General features: G+C 62.6%; 14 protein-coding genes. 7 read left to right on the top strand and 7 right to left on the bottom strand.

Going from position 1 to position 17,538, the window contains the following annotated elements; translation table 11 throughout:
- Nucleotides 1–14: 14 nt before the first annotated feature.
- The 3 genes from ABAC460_RS45405 to ABAC460_RS45395 all read left to right on the top strand — a co-directional run bounded on the left by ABAC460_RS45405 (nt 15) and on the right by ABAC460_RS45395 (nt 3,966).
- The gene (locus ABAC460_RS45405) at nt 15–734 is read left to right on the top strand and encodes an SDR family NAD(P)-dependent oxidoreductase (protein WP_023455526.1); all 720 of its coding nucleotides are present in this window, start codon (nt 15–17) and stop codon (nt 732–734) included.
- 17 nt (nt 735–751) lie between these two features.
- Nucleotides 752–1,492 carry an alpha/beta fold hydrolase gene (locus ABAC460_RS45400; RefSeq protein WP_023455525.1) on the top strand — a complete coding sequence of 247 codons (741 nt, stop codon included), beginning with the start codon at nt 752–754 and terminating at the stop codon, nt 1,490–1,492.
- 146 nt (nt 1,493–1,638) lie between these two features.
- Nucleotides 1,639–3,966, top strand: a complete 2,328-nt coding sequence (locus ABAC460_RS45395) for a glycoside hydrolase family 95 protein (protein ID WP_023455524.1) — start codon at nt 1,639–1,641, stop codon at nt 3,964–3,966.
- A 124-nt stretch (nt 3,967–4,090) separates the two neighbouring features.
- Here the strand turns inward: ABAC460_RS45395 and ABAC460_RS45390 are convergent, their stop codons facing one another.
- The 7 genes from ABAC460_RS45390 to ABAC460_RS45360 form a co-directional block, all read right to left on the bottom strand.
- Nucleotides 4,091–4,942: an aldose 1-epimerase gene (locus ABAC460_RS45390; RefSeq protein ID WP_023455523.1), complete on the bottom strand. Its 852-nt coding sequence runs from the start codon at nt 4,940–4,942 to the stop codon at nt 4,091–4,093.
- Nucleotides 4,943–5,010: 68 nt separating this feature from the next.
- Nucleotides 5,011–6,441, bottom strand: coding sequence for a sugar porter family MFS transporter (locus ABAC460_RS45385; protein ID WP_023455522.1), 1,431 nt, complete (start codon nt 6,439–6,441; stop codon nt 5,011–5,013).
- A gap of 239 nt (nt 6,442–6,680) precedes the next feature.
- Complete coding sequence (locus ABAC460_RS45380; protein WP_023455521.1) at nt 6,681–8,468, bottom strand: IlvD/Edd family dehydratase; 1,788 nt, start codon at nt 8,466–8,468, stop codon at nt 6,681–6,683.
- Between the two features lie 7 nt (nt 8,469–8,475).
- Nucleotides 8,476–9,417 (bottom strand): SMP-30/gluconolactonase/LRE family protein, encoded by a 942-nt coding sequence (locus tag ABAC460_RS45375; RefSeq protein ID WP_023455520.1) that lies wholly within the window; start codon nt 9,415–9,417, stop codon nt 8,476–8,478.
- Nucleotides 9,418–9,460: 43 nt separating this feature from the next.
- The gene (locus ABAC460_RS45370) at nt 9,461–10,189 is read right to left on the bottom strand and encodes an SDR family NAD(P)-dependent oxidoreductase (RefSeq protein WP_023455519.1); all 729 of its coding nucleotides are present in this window, start codon (nt 10,187–10,189) and stop codon (nt 9,461–9,463) included.
- A gap of 24 nt (nt 10,190–10,213) precedes the next feature.
- On the bottom strand, nt 10,214–11,407 hold the full coding sequence (locus ABAC460_RS45365; protein ID WP_023455518.1) for a fumarylacetoacetate hydrolase family protein: 1,194 nt from the start codon (nt 11,405–11,407) through the stop codon (nt 10,214–10,216).
- A 202-nt stretch (nt 11,408–11,609) separates the two neighbouring features.
- The gene (locus ABAC460_RS45360) at nt 11,610–12,665 is read right to left on the bottom strand and encodes a LacI family DNA-binding transcriptional regulator (protein ID WP_023455517.1); all 1,056 of its coding nucleotides are present in this window, start codon (nt 12,663–12,665) and stop codon (nt 11,610–11,612) included.
- Between the two features lie 239 nt (nt 12,666–12,904).
- Between ABAC460_RS45360 and ABAC460_RS45355 the strand changes: the two genes are divergently transcribed.
- From ABAC460_RS45355 to ABAC460_RS45340, 4 genes are read left to right on the top strand one after another with little or no spacing between them, the layout of a single operon-like run.
- Nucleotides 12,905–14,866: a sialate O-acetylesterase gene (locus ABAC460_RS45355; protein WP_023455516.1), complete on the top strand. Its 1,962-nt coding sequence runs from the start codon at nt 12,905–12,907 to the stop codon at nt 14,864–14,866.
- A complete protein-coding gene (locus tag ABAC460_RS45350; RefSeq protein WP_023455515.1) occupies nt 14,863–16,509 on the top strand; it encodes an alpha-L-fucosidase in 1,647 nt (548 codons plus the stop codon). Before ABAC460_RS45355 ends, ABAC460_RS45350 begins: the two co-directional genes overlap by 4 nt.
- Nucleotides 16,510–16,523: 14 nt before the next feature.
- Nucleotides 16,524–16,970: a hypothetical protein gene (locus ABAC460_RS45345; protein WP_155914751.1), complete on the top strand. Its 447-nt coding sequence runs from the start codon at nt 16,524–16,526 to the stop codon at nt 16,968–16,970.
- 59 nt (nt 16,971–17,029) lie between these two features.
- A complete protein-coding gene (locus ABAC460_RS45340; RefSeq protein ID WP_023455513.1) occupies nt 17,030–17,515 on the top strand; it encodes a hypothetical protein in 486 nt (161 codons plus the stop codon).
- Nucleotides 17,516–17,538: the final 23 nt, after the last annotated feature.

The following is a 17,538-nucleotide window of genomic DNA, read 5'->3' as shown; positions in this document are numbered from 1 at the left end:
GAAGGACCTGCCACATGAGACTGCAAGGAAAGATCGCGCTGGTCATCGGCGCCGCCAGCGGCATCGGCTATGCCGTCGCCGAACTGTTCGCCCGCGAAGGCTCTACCGTCATCGCCAGCGATATCACCACTCCCGCCCAAGGCTACCCTGCCGGCATCGAGGCCGCGGAACTGGATGTGACAAGCGAGGACGCCTGGGCGCAGATAGTCTCGGGCATCATCGCCAAGCACAGCCGCCTCGATGTGCTGGTCAACAATGCCGGCATCATTGCCTATGAGCCGCTGCACGAACTGGAAGTGAAGGCCTGGGACAGGATGATTGCCGTCGACCAGACCGGCGTCTTCCTCGGCATGTGTGAAGCGGCCCGTGCGATGCGCGGCCGTAATCCGGGATCGATCATCAACATTTCGTCGATCTGGGGCAATGCAGGGGTTGCCGGCGCCCATTCGTACCAAGCCGCCAAGGGCGCCGTGCGTAACATGTCGAAGAATGCGGCCCTGACCTATGTCGGTGCCGGCATCCGCGTCAATTCGCTCCATCCGGGCTTTATCCACACGCCGTTGACCGACGCCCAGGCGCCGGACCTCAATACGGTGGTCATCGCCTCGACACCGATGAAGCGCGGCGGGACGCCGATGGAGATCGCGTATGGCGCCCTGTACCTGGCGTCCGATGAATCAAGCTTCGTCACCGGCACCGAACTGGTGATCGATGGCGGCTATCTGGCTCAGTAAGGAAAGGAAAACACGTTATGAAATCGTTGCTTTTAACTGCCCTGGTCGCCGGGGCTTCAGTATTGGCCATCACGCCGGCTGCGGCGAAAGACCATGTCGTCCTGGTGCACGGCGCCTTTGCCGACGCCAGCAGTTGGGACAAGGTCAAGGCCGGCCTGGTTGCCAAAGGTTATGCCGTTACGGCGGTGGAAATTCCGCTGACCTCGCTGGCCGACGATGTCGCAGCTACGCGGGCCGCCATCGACGCCCAGGACGGTCCTGTGGTGCTGGTCGGCCATTCCTGGGGCGGCGCGGTCATCGGCGAAGCCGGTGACAGTCCCAAGGTTAAGTGGCTGGTCTATGTCGCAGCTTTCGCGCCGGATCAAGGCGAGTCGATCGCATCCCTGTCACAGGGCGGCCCGCCCAGCGATGGCGTCAAGGCGATACGTCCGGACAACCGGGGCTATCTGACGATCGACCCGGCTGCGTTCCCGGCGGTGTTTGCCGGCGACCTGCCGGTGGACGAAGCCCAGGCGCTGGCCGCGCGCCAAAGGCCGGTCAACTCCGCCAGCTTTGGTACGGCATCGGTGGTCGCCGCCTGGAAGGTCAAGCCCACCTTCTACGCGGTAATGACCGAGGACCGGACGATCCCGGCGCAGGTACAACATCTGTTTGCCGGCCGGATGAAGGCCACCACGGTCGAGGTCAAGGCCAGCCATGCCGGCTTGATTTCACAGCCTGAAGCGGTCGTAGAGGTGATCGAGGCGGCGGCGCATTAGCGCCCCGCCCACGCCCGTCACCACACCTCTCAAATTTGGAAAATATGCAATTATTACAATCATATATGAAACATGTTTACTATAGACAGGGGGCTCCCTTTCCCGCCTAATGCACCCTTTATCGCAGAACCGCACAGGGGCAAAAGATGTCACAACCGACACGCCGGAACATACTCGCGGCCGCTCCGGCCCTCTACCTCCTGCCGTCGCTGAGCCAGGCGGCATCCGATCTTGGCGGGGCGAAAACCCTTCGCTTCGCCACGCCCGCCCATCGCTGGATCGAAGCTTTACCGATCGGCAATGGACGGCTCGGCGCCATGGTTTTCGGCGGCGTGCGCGAAGAGCGCCTGCAACTGAACAATATCGAACTGTGGTCGGGCCGGACCGTCGAAGACAATCCGACGACCACCCGCGACGCTCTGCCGGAAGTCCGCCGCCTCCTGTTCAGCGGCGATCGCATCGCCGCCAACAAACTCGCGCAGGCGCAGATGATGCAGCCGATGAAGGGCGAGGACTTCGGCTCCTATCAGATGCTGGGCGATCTCGACCTGAAGTTCGATCATGGCGACGCCGTTGAAGACTACCGGCGCGAACTGGACATGGCCAAGGGCCAGGCGCGCGTCAGCTACCGCATCGGCAAGGCGGTCTACAAGCGCACCGTTCTGGCGTCCTTCCCGGATCAGGTCCTGCTGGTACGTCTCGAAACCACCGCGCCGGAAGGCCTTCACCTCACGGCACGCCTGACGCGCAGCCAGGACGCGGTCACGTCGGCTGAAGCGGACCAGATCCTCCTGACCGGTCTGCCCATGCCCTACGGCACTCGGTTTGCCTCGGTGCTCGGTTGGGAAACCGAAGGCGGCCGGGCAGAGACCATCACCGACGGCGTGCGGATTGCCGGCGCCCGGGCGGTTGTGCTGAAACTGACGGCGGCGACAGACCTGTTCGGTGGCGATCCGCTTCCGGCCGCGAGGGAGGCTCAGACCAAGGTCCGCGGCACGTCATGGAACAACCTCGTCAAACGTCAGGCCGCGGACCATGCGGCGCTGTTCGATGCGGTCGACCTGTCGTTGGGGGACGGGGCTGCGCCGGCCCTGACGCCCGATCAGGTCGCCGCGGCGAAGGACGCGCCGGTTTCGGCCGCCCTGGTCGAAAGCTACTTCAACTTTGGCCGCTATCTGTTGATCGGTTCGTGCCGTTCCGGCTCGCTTCCACCCAACCTTCAGGGCCTGTGGGCGGACGGTTTCACGCCGCCGTGGAGCGCGGACTACCATATCAATATCAACATCAATATGAACTTCTGGCCGGCAGAGGTCTGTGGCCTGGGTGCCTTGCACGCCAACCTATTCGACTATGCCGAACGTCTTTTGCCGTCCGGCGAGGCCACGGCACGGATCGCCTATGGCTGCGAAGGCGCCGTTGCCCACTATACCACCAATCCGTGGGGTCATACGGCGCTGGACGGCCACATCCAGTACGGCCTGTGGCCCGACGGCCTGGCCTGGCTGTGCCTGCACTACTGGGAGCACTATCAATACAGCCGCGACAAGGTCTTCCTGCGTGAGCGCGCCCTGCCCTTCTTCAAGGCCTGCGCCCGCTTTACCCTGTCCTATCTGGTCGAAGATCTCCGCACCGGTCAGTTGGTGTCCGGTCCGGCCAGTTCGCCGGAAAACAGTTACGTCCAGAGCGACGGCACGCCGGGCTATGTCGATATGGGTTGCGCCATGGCGCAATCCATGGCGCGGACGGTGCTGTTCTGCACCGCCGAAGCCGCCCGGCTGTGCGGTGTCGAGGCGGATCTGGCCCAGGCCTGTCAGGCCGCGCTGGGGCGGCTGGCGCCGCTGCGGATTGGCGCCGATGGCCGCGTCATGGAATGGAGCGAAGCCCTGGTCGAGCATGAACCCGGCCATCGCCACATGTCGCAGTTGTTCGCCCTCTATCCGGGACTGGACATCGATGTCCGCCGCACGCCTGACTTCGCCGACGCCGCGCGCAAGACGATTTCGGAACGCCTGAAACACGGCGGCGGCCATACCGGCTGGAGCTGCGCCTGGCTGGCAATGTTCTATGCCCGGCTGGCCCAGGGCGACGACGCCTTCGGGATGCTGCAAAAGCTGCTAAGTGAGTCTACCAGCTCCAACCTGCTGGACGTCTATTCGCCGTCGGACAATCCGATCTTCCAGATCGACGGCAATCTGGGCGCGACGGCGGCGATCGCCGAAATGCTGCTGCAAAGCCATGACGGGGAACTGCGCCTGCTGCCGGCCCTGCCGACGGCCTGGGGGCGCGGCCACATCAAGGGCGTCCGCGCCCGTGGTGGCCTGACGGTCGATATGAGCTGGGCGGATCACCAGGTGACGGCGCTTGTGCTGAAACCCGAACAGACGGTCAGCCTGCGCATTGTTCCGCCGGCTGGCCAGACTCTGTCCCTATCGGGCGACGTTACGCTCCACGCAGGGAAGGTCTACACGCTGTAAACAAATGGGGTTTGGGGCCTGCGGCCCCATAAATCTTTCTTTTTCCTTACTTTAACTTCGCCCCTTTGAGGGCGAAGTTAAAGTAAGGAAGGGGAAGACTTGGGGCCGCGGGCCCCAAACCCCATTAATTTACGGCGATGTCCATCCACACCATCGAGGTCTCCCCCGCCTTCAGGCACTTCAACCCCGAGTTCGGTTGATTGAACGGATCCGGCATATGGTTGACCGGCTCGACGCAGAAGAAGTCCAGATGATCCAGCGGCGCGAAGACATGCATCCACTTGCAGTCCGGCGATGCCCGTAAGGTCAACACCGACCGCTCGCCTTCGAAAATCTCGGCCCGTCCCCCAAAACCGGTATAGCAGTGATCGATCGCCACTTCGTGATCGACCAGGTCCCCCTGCGACCAGTCCTTGCGCAGTACGCCGGCATGCCACGACACCGGCAAACAGTCGTCATCGGCGCGCCAGATCCCCGTCGTCACCGCCTTCAGCCGTGTCTGGCGGGTGCGGTTGAAATAAGGATGGAAACCCAGTCCCGCCGGCATGGTGTTGCGCGACAGGTTCTTGACGCTGAGATAGGCCCGCAGACCGGCCGGCCGCAATTCATAGACCAACACCGCCTCATAGGCCCAAGGCCATTCATCGGCGTCGTGGACATAGGACAGCACCGCCCGGGTCGCCGAGGTTTCGATGACCTGCCAGACCTGCCGCCAGCCCTGGCCGTGCAGCGGATGCGGATGGCCGTTGCCAAGATTGGGCGACAACCGTACCTTCTTGCCTTCGAAAGCGAACTCGCCGTTACGGATGCGGTTGCAATACGGCACCAGCGGAAAACTGGCCGTCATCAGGGCGTCGGTCGTCCCGTCGGCCGTCGGCCGCATGATGTCCCGCCCCTGATGCACGAAACGCCAGATACTGCCCGCAACCTCGGGGCAGATATCCAGCGTGGTCTCGTTAGAGCTTAAGCGCAGCATAGAATTCTCTTTTTATCGCTTAAGAAACACGCGGGCGGCCTGTCACAGGCCGCCCGGTTACGCGTTGATTAGGACTTCTTCCAGAGGCCTTCGATGGCTTCCAGGGTCTTGCCCTTGGTTTCCGGCACGAACTTCCATACGAACACGGCGGCCAGGACCGAGAAGGCCGCGTAGACGTAGTAGTTCAGTCCGTGGTTGAAGACGGCATTGATGGCGGTATCGCCGTCGACGACCTTGAAGGACGCGGTGACGATGTAGTTCGAAACCCACTGGGCGGCGACGGCGATGGCCATGGCCGGGCCCTTGATCGAGTTCGGGAACATTTCCGACAGCAGCACCCAAACGACCGGGCCCCACGACAGGGCAAAGCCGGCGATGTAGAAGATGGCTGCGTACAGAAGCGCCGAACCTTCGATGTGGTTCTGGAACAGGTAGCCCAGGGCGGCCATCGAAACGGCCATCATCAGGGCGCCCAGGATCAGCAGCGGCTTGCGGCCCCAGCGGTCGACCGTGGCGGTCGCAACCAGGGTGAACAGCACGTTGGCCGCGCCGACGATGACGGTTTGCAGCAGTGCCGTATCGGTGCCCGAACCCATGTTCTTGAACATCAGCGGGGCGTAATACAGCACGGCGTTGATGCCGACGAACTGCTGGAAGACCGAGAGCAGGACACCGATGACGATGACACCGGCGCCGAACGAGAAGAGCTTACCCGAATGCTGGGTCAGGCTGTCCTTGATTTCCGCCAGGGTCGACTTGGCTTCTTCTTCGCCGTCCAGCGAGGTCAAAAGCGCCTTGGCCTTGTCTTCCTTGCCCTTCATGACATACCAGCGCGGCGTGTCGGGCATGAAGAAGGCGGCCAGGAAGAACAGGCCGGCGGGGATCGCGCACGAAGCCAGCATGTAGCGCCAACCGGTCGACAGCACCCAGGCGTCGTCGCCCATTTCGCCGATCTTCAGGTTGACGAAATAGACCAGCAGCATGCCGCCGACGATGGCGATCTGCTGGAAGGTCACCAGCAGGCCGCGATGCTTGGCAGGTGCGATTTCAGCGATGTACATCGGCGAAATCAGCGACGCCATGCCGATGGCGACACCACCCAGGAAGCGATAGATCAGGAACGGATTGAGCGCATCGACGCCCATGCCGCCGATCGGTGCGAGGCCCAATTCCGGATACCCGGCCAGGATCGACGAGATGAAAAAGATCACGGCGGCGATCATCATGCCCGTGCGGCGGCCGATCGCGGTGGCCAGCGGGCCGGCGATCAGCGAGCCCAGGAAGCAGCCCCAGAGGGCGATGCCGACGGCATTGCCGGTCATCGCGTTACGGGCGATTTCCGACAGGTCGTGACGTGGCTGAACGAAATTTTGGTCGATGGCTTCCACCGCGCCGGAAATGACGGCGGTATCGTAGCCGAACAGCAATCCGCCCAGAGCCGCGCCGATGGCGAGCCCCATGACCAGACCCATGTTCACGGTCTTTGTTGTCGAGGACATCCTCTACTCCCTTGAAGTCGGGCTTGCTGCCCGTTCCCTAACCTATTCAAGCACCTTTTTTGTGTGGCCTTATCATTGGGGCGGTGCTTAAGCGGACCTTAACTTTTTGCGCAAAATTACGCAAGCGCCGGATACGCAGAACGCTATATTTTGTAAGGATTTGCGCGCAAAATTCCCCCATTTTGGCGCGCATTTACCGTTAATTTTGTTACCGCTACCAGTGACGCGGTGCAACAAGCCTAGTGGTTATGTCGCGGCATCTTTTCCGCGATGCGGGTAAACTTAAGGGCGGGCTCCATGACGCCGCCGGTGTGCAGTTGCGAAACCGTGCTGCGATAGATCTCCTGCCACGGGGTCATGCTCTCGGGCACCGGCGGCAGGCCCTCTTTCTTGCGTTCGACGATGACATCGGCCTCGACCAGAGCATCGCAGGCGCCGGTATTGAGGTCGATGCGGATCATGTCACCCGTCCGCAGCCACGACAAACCGCCACCGGCAGCACTTTCCGGCGAGGCATTGAGGATGGACGGCGAGTCCGAGGTCCCCGACTGACGGCCGTCGCCTAGGGTCGGCAGCGAGGTAATCCCCTTCTTGAGCAGGGCATCGGGCGGGGTCATGTTGACGACCTCAGCCGAGCCTGGCCAGCCGATGGTGCCGGAACCACGGATGACCAGGATGGTGTCCTCGTCGATGTTCAGCGCCGGATCGTTGATGCGGTCATGGTAGTCGGTCGAGCCGTCGAACACGACCGCCTTGCATTCGAAGATATTCTCATGGCCCGGACGCGACAGGTAGCGGGCGCGGAACTCCTTGGAGATCACCGAGGTCTTCATGATGGCGAAGTCGAACAGATTGCCCTTCAGCACCAGGAAGCCGGCGCGTTCCATCATCGGTTCGGCGACCGTCTTGATCATCTCGCGGTCTTTCGACTGCTTGCCCGTCAGGTTTTCGCCCAAGGTCTTGCCGGTGATGGTTGCCGCCGTGGTGTCGATCATGTTGGCGACGGCCAGTTCGTGCAGGATGGCCGGCACACCGCCGGCGCGGTGGAAGCGCTCGCCCAGATATTTGCCGGCCGGCTGCATGTTGAGGATCAGCGGAATGTCATAGGCGGCGCGCCAGTCGGCGTCGGTGATGTCGACCCCGGCATGGCGGGCCATGGCGGTGATGTGCGGCTGGGCATTGGTCGAACCGCCGATAGCGGCGACGGCAGCGATCGCGTTGAGGAACGACGCCTTGGTCAGGATCTTCGACGGCTTCAAGTCCTCATAGGCCATTTCGACGATGCGCACGCCGGTCTCGTAGGCCATCTGGCCGCGCTCGCGGTACGGCGCCGGAATGGCAGAACAGCCGGGCAACGACAGGCCCATGGTCTCGGCGACGGCGTTCATGGTCGAGGCCGTGCCCATGGTGTTGCAGTGACCGGCCGACGGCGCCGACGCGCAGGCCATGTCGAGGAATTCGTCTTCGGTGATCTCGCCGGCGCCCAGCTTGCGGCGGGCGCGCCAGATGACCGTGCCGGAGCCGACCAGGTCGCCGTCATGCCAGCCGTCCAGCATCGGCCCGCCCGACAGGACGATGGCCGGGATGTCCACGGCGGTGGCGGCCATGATGCCGGCCGGGGTGGTCTTATCGCATCCCGTGGTCAGAACGACGGCGTCCAGCGGATAGCCGTGCAGTATCTCGATCAGGGTCATCATCGACAGGTTACGGTCGATGGCCGCGGTCGGACGGCGGCAGTTTTCGAAGATCGGATGGACCGGGAATTCCAGGCAGATGCCGCCGGCATCGCGGATGCCGTCGCGGGTGCGCTTGGCCAGCTCCAGGTGGATGCGGTTGCACGGCGCGATGTCGCTGCCCGACTGCGCAAAGCCGATGATCGGCCGGCCGGAGCGCAACTCCTGCGGCGTAATTCCATAATTCATGAAGCGTTCGAGATAGAGCGCCGCCATGTCGATATGTCCGGGGGCTTCGAACCATTCCTGCGAGCGGAAACGGCCGTTAGCGGTGGCGGGTTTTCTCGTGGTCATGGTGCGTTCAATCCTGGAAGAGGTTCTGGGGTTGGCCGGGAATATCGACGTCGAAGCGGAACAGACCGCCGGCTAACGGTTGTTGCTTGATGTCGTCGGCGCTGAGGCCCTTGGCGGCGGTCGTAGCGTAAACGGTTTTGAGATCCGGGCCACCAAAGGCGATCTTGGTCACATTGGACACTGGCAGGCGGACCCGGCGGATCAGGCGACCGTCAGGAGCATAACAGTTGACGCCCCAGCCAAAGAACAGCCCGACCCAGACATTGCCTTGGGAATCGACGATCGGGCCATCCATATAGCCATCGCCATGCTCGGGCGAGCGCTCGAACTGGCCGCCATAGCAGACCGGGCTGGCGACATCGGCCACCGCCGGTTGGTCCAGGCGTGCAAATTCCCGTTTATTGGAAATATGCCCCTCCCCGTTAAGGTCGAAGGCATAGATGATCTTCTTCAGGGTGTCGTTGTGATAGAGGGTCTTGCCGTCGGGGCTGACCGCCGGGCCGTTGGTGATGACATAGTCATGATCCATCACGACCAGGCCGCGCGCGTCGTAACGGTACAGCTTGCCCGACGGATTGACCTCGTCGTCGTCCATCGAGCCGAACCACAGCCTACCGTGGTGATCGACAAATCCATCATTGAGGCGGTTGGTCGGCAGCCCAGGCTCGACCTGCAGGCGGAATTCGAAATGCCCCGTTTTTGGATCGAGATCGTAGAGGCCGGTCTTGCAGCCAACAATAAACCCGCCAGACGTTTTCGGCGCCAGGAAGCCGCACGGCGACGGCGCATGGAAGACCTGGTGCGAACCGATATTGACGTCATAGCGCAGGACTTCGGAGCGTTTGATATCGACGAACCACAGGGCGTGATCCTTCGCGCTCCACACCGGGCCTTCACCCAGGGTGCACTTGCGGTCCCAGACACAGATAGGCTGGAAGAGTTCGGTCACCGGAACCTCCGAAAGAAAGATACCCCTCCACGCAAACTGAGGCTTACCGCCAGCCGGCGTCGATCCAGTAGCCATGGCCGGTGCACAGAGACGCATCATCCGAAGCCAGGAAAAGGGCCAGAGACGCGACGTGCGCCGGCTCGATACGACCCTTCAGGCACTGGGCGTCGACGATCTGCTGCTCGCCTTCCGGCGTGTACCACTTCATCTGGCGCGGCGTCTTCACATTGCCGGGAAGAATGGTGGTGACGCGGATATTGTCCGGGCCCAGTTCACGCGCCAGGGCGCGGGTCATGCCCTCGATACCGGCCTTGGCGGTTTCGTACAGGACCAGATCGGGCAGACCCAGGTGCCACGAGATCGAACCGAAGTTGATGATCGCGCCGCCGCCCTTGGCCTTCATGCCCGGCACCACGGCCTTGGCGCAGAACAGCAGATGCTTCAGGTTGACCGCGATACGGTTGTCGAAATAGGCCTCGGTGACGTCTTCCAGGCGGTGACGGTCGTCATTGGCGGCGTTGTTGAGCAGGATGTCGACCGGGCCGATGCCGGCGATCACTTTCTCGACCGCCGCGATATCGGTCAGATCGCACTTGTGGAAGGTTGCTGCGCCCGGCTCCAGCGTCGCCGAGACCGTATCGGCCAGGTCGATGAAGTGGACGACGGCGCCCTGACGGACGAAGCCGGTGACCAGGCCCGCGCCGATACCGGAGCCCCCGCCGGTGATCAACACCGTGCGGCCCTTGAGACTGGGATAGATGGCTGAGGACATGGTCACTGGTTCTTTCTGTACGAGTTACGACGCCAGCGCTTTAGGGCGGGCGGTGTTGCGGGGTTTCAGCAGGCCGCGGTCGGCCAGGTTCTGCATCAGATCGGCGATACCGAAGGTCCAGTGGCGCGCGTCCTTCGAAAAGGTAACGCGGTTTTCCAGGCAACCCAGCTTGGGCGAGGACACCTTGACCACGTCGCCGACCTTATGGGTGAAACCACGGCCGGGGACATCACGATCCTGGGTCGGTGCAAAAAGCGTGCCCAGCATCAGAACGAAGCCGTCGGGATAGTGGTGCTCGCTCATCGCCTGGCGGATCAGTTCCAGCGGATCACGGCTGATCTCACTCATGGTCGAACGGCCAACCAGCTCATAACCTTCGGGACCATCGATCTTCAGGTCCAGCACGGCCGAACGGACGTCGTCAATGGTAAAACCTTCGTCAAACACACGGACGAACGGGCCCAAAGCGCAGGAAGCATTGTTGTCCTTGGCCTTGCCCAGCAGCAGGGCCGAGCGGCCTTCGAAGCAGCGCAGGTTGACGTCGTTGCCCAGGGTCGCACCGATGGCGCGGCCTTCCGGCGTGACCACCATGACGACTTCGGGTTCCGGATTGTTCCAGGTCGAGTCGGAGCGCACCCCCACCTCATCACCCCAGCCGACCGACGACAGGACGGGCGACTTGGTGAAGACCTCGGCGTCCGGGCCGATGGCGACCTCGAGATATTGCGACCACAGGCCATCCGTAATGAGCGCCGCTTTCAGCTTGGCGGATTCTTCAGAGCCCGGCTTGACGGAGCGGATATCAGAGCCAACCCGTTCAGCCAGGGCGTCGCGGATGCCCTGGGCCTTGTCGGAATCGCCGCGGGCGCGTTCTTCGATAACGCGTTCGACGGCCGAAACGGCGAATGTCACGCCGGCTGCTTTCACGACCTGCAGGTCGATCGGCGACAGAAGCTGGTTGCCGGTACGCTCACCCGCCCAGCTCTTGCCGAAGGTGAAATCGTCCAGCTTGCCCAGCGACAGGCCGCCTTCGGGCACGCCGGTCTCCGGCCAGATTTTGAACAGTTGCGACACGGTCGGCGCCACGGCGCTCATGTCGAAGACCTCGCCGCCCTTGATCAGGATCGGGGTCGGGCCATCGGGGGTATCCAGGCGGCCAACCAGGGTCGCGTTTTTCCAGTCCTCGGGCAGGAAGGCCGGGTTCAGATTGTCAGGCATGTGCAAGTCCTTAAAGCCTTTTGCGGGTCTCCCCGCGTTCTTCCTCAACCCGTTTTATAGACAGCCCTCTGCCACGTCGCAAACGCGGCGTGGCGGAACCGTTTTGTTAGCGCTAACATATCAGACACGATCCACACCTTGTCAAGTCAAAGTTCGGATTTGGCGATGTTTTTGTAAAATTGAAATCAGAAAGCGCTTCCAACTATCCGGAGCTCTGCACGGGCGCCGAAGACTGCCGTTCGATCAATGCGAAATCGCGAATCTCGCGCACCGGTTCGAAGGGCCGCCCCAACCGCTTGGCGCGAATCTGGTCGTTCATCAGGCGCACACTCAGCGCCGCCATGTCGGCGATCGGCTGGCGCACCGTGGTCAGTTCCGGCCACACCGAAGACGCCATGGCGGTGTCGTCGAACCCGACGATCGTGACGTGGTCCGGCACCTCCAGCCCCAGGCGGTGGGCGGTGGCGACAGCGCCGGCGGCCATGTCGTCATTGCTGCAGAAAAGCGCGGTCGGCCGATCCTTCAGGCTCAGCATGCGCTCAGCCGCGTCAAAGCCGGAACGATAGGTAAAATAACCCTGGGCGACCATGGCCGGGTCTACCGCCAGGTTGGCCTTTTTCATCGCCGATTCAAAGCCTTCGAACCGCGTCTGGCTGGCATAGGCGTTGGGATGGCCCTTGATGAATCCGATCCTCTGGTGGCCCAGCTCGATCAGCCGCTTGGTCATCGAGAACGCCGCCTTGAAGTCGTCGATGGTGACACAGCACACCAGCGGGTCCGGACGCGCCATGGCCACCCCGACAAAGGGCAGGTTCATGTCGCGCAGGATCTTGGCCACCCGCGATGAATCGCTGAGCGGCGGTGACAGGATCACTCCGTCACATCCGTTGGCCTTCATCTTTTCCAGCGCCGCCGTGGCGCCTTCCGGGCCCTCGCACGACTCGATGAGAAGCTGGGCGCCGCTCTGCGAGCTTTCCGACAGGATGCCGAGCAGGAATTCGCTCAAAAAGGCGACGGACGGGTTGGAATATAGCAGACCGATTCGCGCCGAATCCTGGGTCGCCAGGGACCGCGCCGCCAGGTTGGGCGAATAGTTCAGCGCCTCGACCGAAGCCAGGACCTTGGCGCGGGTTTCTTCGCGGACGTTCTTTTCACCATTGATGACGCGCGACACCGTCATGGGCGACACGCCGACATGGCGGGCCACATCGTGAATGGTGACGATATTGCCGCCGCGGCGACTGACCCTGCGCGCCAACCTGTTTACATCCCTCGTTCATCCGGGCGCGTTTGATTTCGCGCCTTGTCGTTCAACACCTGTATAGGACGCAAACCCTGCCTTGGCAAATGGCTTGATAGCGGTCACACTCCGTTTGCTGATAAAAGCCGTTTGACCTTTGAAACGCGCACATCACAGTTATCATACAAAAAGCGCTTGAAATATAGGCTATTGTTTGCCGTTATCGGCGCCACGATAAAGAGTTGAGGCGCCCCGCTATGACCGTCCCGTACCGCGCCGTCCTGGCCACTATTGCCTGTACAGTTTTGCCACTCGCCGCTCATGCCGCGGAACCACCGCGATTCGCGGGTGTCTTTGGCGACCATGCCGTCTTGCAGCGCGACGCCACGGTCAAGGTGTGGGGGACCGCGACACCCGGTTCCGCCGTCACCGTAACGTTCAACGGCGGCAAGGCCACCGCCACCGCCAACGCCGCCGGAAAATGGACGTCGCAACTGCCGCCCACCAGGGCCGGCGGCCCTTACACCCTGGCCGTCTCGGACGGTATCGAAACGACCACGCTGAACGATATCCTGGTCGGTGACGTCTATCTGTGTTCCGGCCAGTCGAACATGGAATTCACCGTCCGCTACACCACCAATGCCGGTGGCGAACTGAACACGACCAACGACAAACTGCGTTTCATCACTATCGACCGCACCACGGCGGTCGCGCCCCAGGCCGAACTCAGCCACCCGACGCCGTGGAAGGTGGTCAACCCGCAAACCGTCGGCGACGCCTCCGCCGTCTGCTACTTCATGAGCAAGTCGATCTCGAAATCCGAGAATGTCCCGGTCGGCATGATCCATTCATCGTGGGGCGGCACCTTTATCCAGGCCTGGATGAGCCAGGACGGCCTGCGCACCGTCGCCAGCTATCGCCCCGGCCTCGACGCGCTCAACCTCTATGCCAGCGACCGCGCCGCCGCCCAGACCCAGTGGGCCGCCGCCACCCAGGATGCCTGGAAGGCGACCGAAGACGACCTCCCCACCAAGCTGCAATGGATCGAGCCCAAGTTCCGCGACAATGACTGGAAGAGCATCGTCCCCGACGTCATCTGGGAGGGCTCACCCGATCCGGAGCTGACCACCTTCGACGGCATCGTCTGGTACCGTACCACCGTCAATATCACCAAGGCCCAGGCGGCGCAGACAGCGCACCTCAGCCTCGGGCCCATAGACGATATCGACATCACCTGGGTCAACGGCGTCAAGGCCGGCACCACCTATGGCTGGAACGCGCCGCGCGAATACGACCTGCCGGCCGGCACGCTGAAGGCTGGGCGCAACACCGTTGTCGTGCGCGTCACTGATACCGGCGGCGGTGGCGGCCTTTATGGCAAGGCCACGGATAAGAAGATCCGTTTCGGCGATGGCAGCACCGTCGCCCTGCCCAATGTCTGGCGTTACAAGATTTCCGGCCCGATCCGGCCCGGCGCAAAGGTCGAGGGCGAGCCCTGGGCCGAACCCAACGGCCTGACCGTCCTCTATAACGCCATGATCGCGCCGGTCGCCCCCTATACCCTGAAAGGTGTCGCCTGGTACCAGGGCGAGGCCAATGCCGACTCGCCGGTCGAATACCAGACCCTGATGACGGCCTGGATGGCCGACTGGCGGCAAAAGTTCGACAATCCCGCCCTGCCCTTCCTGATCGTGCAACTGGCCGACTACGGACCGGTGGCGTCGGCGCCGGTTACTTCCAACTGGGCCCGCCTGCGCGAGTCCCAGCGCCTGGCGGTCAAGGCCGATCCCCATGCCGGCCTGGCCGTCAGCCTGGATGTCGGCGACCGCTTCGATATCCACCCGACGCAGAAAACCGTCGTCGGCAACCGCCTGGCCCGCGTCGCCCAGAGCGTGGTCTACGGCAAGACCGTCACGCCTTCAGGGCCGGAACCGGTCGGCGTCACCCGCGCAGTCGACGACCTGATCGTCACCTTCAAGAATACCGGCGGCGGCCTGGTCACCTATTCCGGCGCCACAGCCCTGGGCTTCGAAGCCTGCACCGATACCGGCTGCACCTACGTCTCGGCCACGCCCGATGGTGACCGTGTGATCCTGCAAGGCGCCAACCGCATCGGCGTCGTGCGCGTACGCTACGCCTGGGCCGACAGCCCCTATGTCAACCTGTACAGCAAGGACGACCTGCCCGCCGGGCCGTTTGAAATGGAGATCAGCGAGTGAAACTGTCCCGCCGTAACCTGTTGACCGCCGCCCTACCTAGTGCTTCCTTGGCTGTCGCCGCCGTCTCCGCTACCGCTGCTAACGCAGCCCCGGCCCCCTACAAGGCCACCTGGGAATCGCTGGGCTCGGCCTACCAGACGCCGGACTGGTTCCGCGACGCCAAGCTGGGCCTGTGGGCCCACTGGGGCCCGCAATGTATCCCGGAATGCGGCGACTGGTACGGCCGCCAGATGTATATCCAGGGCAACTTCTACTACGAACATCACACCAAGACCTACGGCCACCCGGCCCAGTTCGGCTTCATGGAGTTCCTCAAGGACTGGAAGGCCGAGAAGTTCGATCCGGACAGCCTGCTGGCCCTCTATAAGTCGGTCGGCGCCAAATACTTCGTCGCCATGGCCAATCACCACGACAATTTCGACCTGTACGATTCCAAGTACCAAGCATGGAATGCGGTCAATATCGGCCCCAAGCGTGACATCTGCGGCGACTTCGCCGCTGCCGCGCGCAAGCACGGCCTGAAGTTCGGCCTGTCCAACCACGCCGCCCACGCCTGGCACTGGTGGCAAACCGCCTACGGTTACGACGCCGAAGGTCCGGTCAAGGGCCTGCGCTACGACGCCGCCCGCCTGACGAAGGCCGACGGCAAGGGCAGGTGGTGGGACGGCTACGACCCGCAGGAGCTGTACACCGGCCGCTTTGGCGACATGCCGCCGCCCGACGGTATAAACTCGATCCAGGCCATGCAGGACCACATCAACAGCACCTCGGGCCAATGGCTGGAGACGGTTCCGCCCAACGGCGCCTACTATGCGAAAAAGTGGCTGCTGCGCCAGAACGACATGATCGACAAGTACAAGCCGGATCTGGTCTATTTCGACAATACCGGCCTGCCGCTGGAGCAATACGGCCTCGATGCCACCGCCTACTACTACAACCAGGCGGTCAAGTGGCACGGCACGGCCGACGTCATCGCCACCGGCAAGAAGCTGGACGACGTCCAGCGCAAGGCGATCACCGAGGACATCGAACGCGGCTATTCCGACCGCCTGCGCGGCAATGTCTGGCAGACCTGCACCTGCATCGGTAACTGGCACTACGACCGCGGCCTGTATGAACGCAATGGCTACAAGAGCGCCAAGTCGGTCATCCAGCGCCTGACCGACATCGTGTCGAAGAACGGCAACATGCTGCTGTCGATCCCGGTGCGCGGCAATGGCGAGATCGACGAAAAGGAAGTCGCCATCCTGGGCGAGATGAAGGCTTGGCTCGACGTCAACGGCGAGGCCATCTTCGCCACCCGGCCATACGCCATCTATGGCGAAGGCCCGTTCAAGGTGGTCGAAGGCCATATGAACGAGGGCGAGGCCAAGCCGTTTACACACGAAGACATCCGCTACACCACCAAAGCAGGGACTCTCTACGCCCTGCCGCTGGAATGGCCGACCAGCGGCTATGTCACCCTCATCAGCCTCGCCGAAGGTTCGCCGCTACGCAAGGGCACGGTCGAGCGCGTCGAACTTCTGGGCCACGGCCAGCCGCTAAAGTTCGAACTGGGCATGGACGGCCTGACGGTGAAACTGCCTGACGCGCGCCCGACCTTCTCGCCGGCTTTGAAGATCATGGGCAGCGGCCTGGTGTGAGGGGGCTCCTGCTCTTGACGGCTTTGGCTGGCATGACGGCCTGCGCGCCACGGACGGGCGCGGATTTGGGCGACTATGGCTTCAAGGTCAAACTGACCGTAAGCCCGGCGGCGAAGGCGAAACTGGCCGCCGCCGGAAAAGGCATACAGATTCTCGCAGTGGTCTCGGGTGAAGCATTGCATCCGATAGGCTGGCATGGCCGAATAGGCCTTGGTAATCATCTCATCACCGTAACGCCGTCCGATCAGATGGTCGTTATTCCCGACATCGACCCTGATCCCAGGAAGCTGGTCGAGATAAAAGGTAAGCCGACGGTGATCATCAATGCCTGGTCGACCCGAGCAAAAGACACCCCTATTCCCGTCACCTGTTCTATGTTCAGCGGCCCAGTCGATGAGGCCAGATCGGCGCCGCCCGCTATTCACTGCAAGCTGACGGCGGAAGACCAGCCCGCCACCTGACCTTTACAAAACTGTCGCATTCCCCGGCTAAAGACGGCATCTCGTTTGAAAGAGTGCCCATGCGCCGCCTTGCCCTCCCCCTGTTCGCCCTGCTGAGCCTCGGGCTCGCCCAGTGTTCGCCGCAAGGCGCCGAGGACACGAAGCCCGCCAGCTTCCGCTCCACGGTCGAGGTCAAGCTGCCCACGGCAACCGTGGCGCGCCTGAACGAAAAAGGTGAAAAGGCCACGTTGACCGCCTTCTATTTCGGTATTGTAACCCAGGACACGATGTCCCTGGCCGATCCGGACGATGGCACGATCCATCTCGGCACCGACACCTACGACCTGGTGCTGAGGGACAGCCAGACGGTCCACCTGACGGCCAAGGCGGTCGACCGGGCCAAGCTGGATAAAATTTCGCAGGGCAAGCCGATCCTGCACCTCGAGGTCTTCGCTACGAAGGATGGCAAGCGGGTCGAAACCATGCTGTGCAACGACACGCAGGACTATGTCGAAGAGCTTCAAAAGCAGGTATATACCGTTCGCTGCGACCTGAACCAGCAATAGATTGATAGCGAAGGACTTTTTCG

The sequence above is a fragment of the Asticcacaulis sp. AC460 genome (genome assembly GCF_000495795.1).
In the GTDB taxonomy this organism is placed as follows: domain Bacteria; phylum Pseudomonadota; class Alphaproteobacteria; order Caulobacterales; family Caulobacteraceae; genus Asticcacaulis.
Note: the sequence above shows the minus strand (reverse complement) of the source record. Positions and strands in the feature narration are given on the sequence as shown.

Coding starts and splice junctions, on each gene's coding strand:
- ABAC460_RS45405 (WP_023455526.1), top strand. CDS start 15: ATGAGACTGCAAGGAAAGATCGCGCTGGTCATCGGCGCCGCCAGCGGC.
- ABAC460_RS45400 (WP_023455525.1), top strand. CDS start 752: ATGAAATCGTTGCTTTTAACTGCCCTGGTCGCCGGGGCTTCAGTATTG.
- ABAC460_RS45395 (WP_023455524.1), top strand. CDS start 1,639: ATGTCACAACCGACACGCCGGAACATACTCGCGGCCGCTCCGGCCCTC.
- ABAC460_RS45390 (WP_023455523.1), bottom strand. CDS start 4,942: ATGCTGCGCTTAAGCTCTAACGAGACCACGCTGGATATCTGCCCCGAG.
- ABAC460_RS45385 (WP_023455522.1), bottom strand. CDS start 6,441: ATGTCCTCGACAACAAAGACCGTGAACATGGGTCTGGTCATGGGGCTC.
- ABAC460_RS45380 (WP_023455521.1), bottom strand. CDS start 8,468: ATGACCACGAGAAAACCCGCCACCGCTAACGGCCGTTTCCGCTCGCAG.
- ABAC460_RS45370 (WP_023455519.1), bottom strand. CDS start 10,189: ATGTCCTCAGCCATCTATCCCAGTCTCAAGGGCCGCACGGTGTTGATC.
- ABAC460_RS45365 (WP_023455518.1), bottom strand. CDS start 11,407: ATGCCTGACAATCTGAACCCGGCCTTCCTGCCCGAGGACTGGAAAAAC.
- ABAC460_RS45355 (WP_023455516.1), top strand. CDS start 12,905: ATGACCGTCCCGTACCGCGCCGTCCTGGCCACTATTGCCTGTACAGTT.
- ABAC460_RS45340 (WP_023455513.1), top strand. CDS start 17,030: ATGCGCCGCCTTGCCCTCCCCCTGTTCGCCCTGCTGAGCCTCGGGCTC.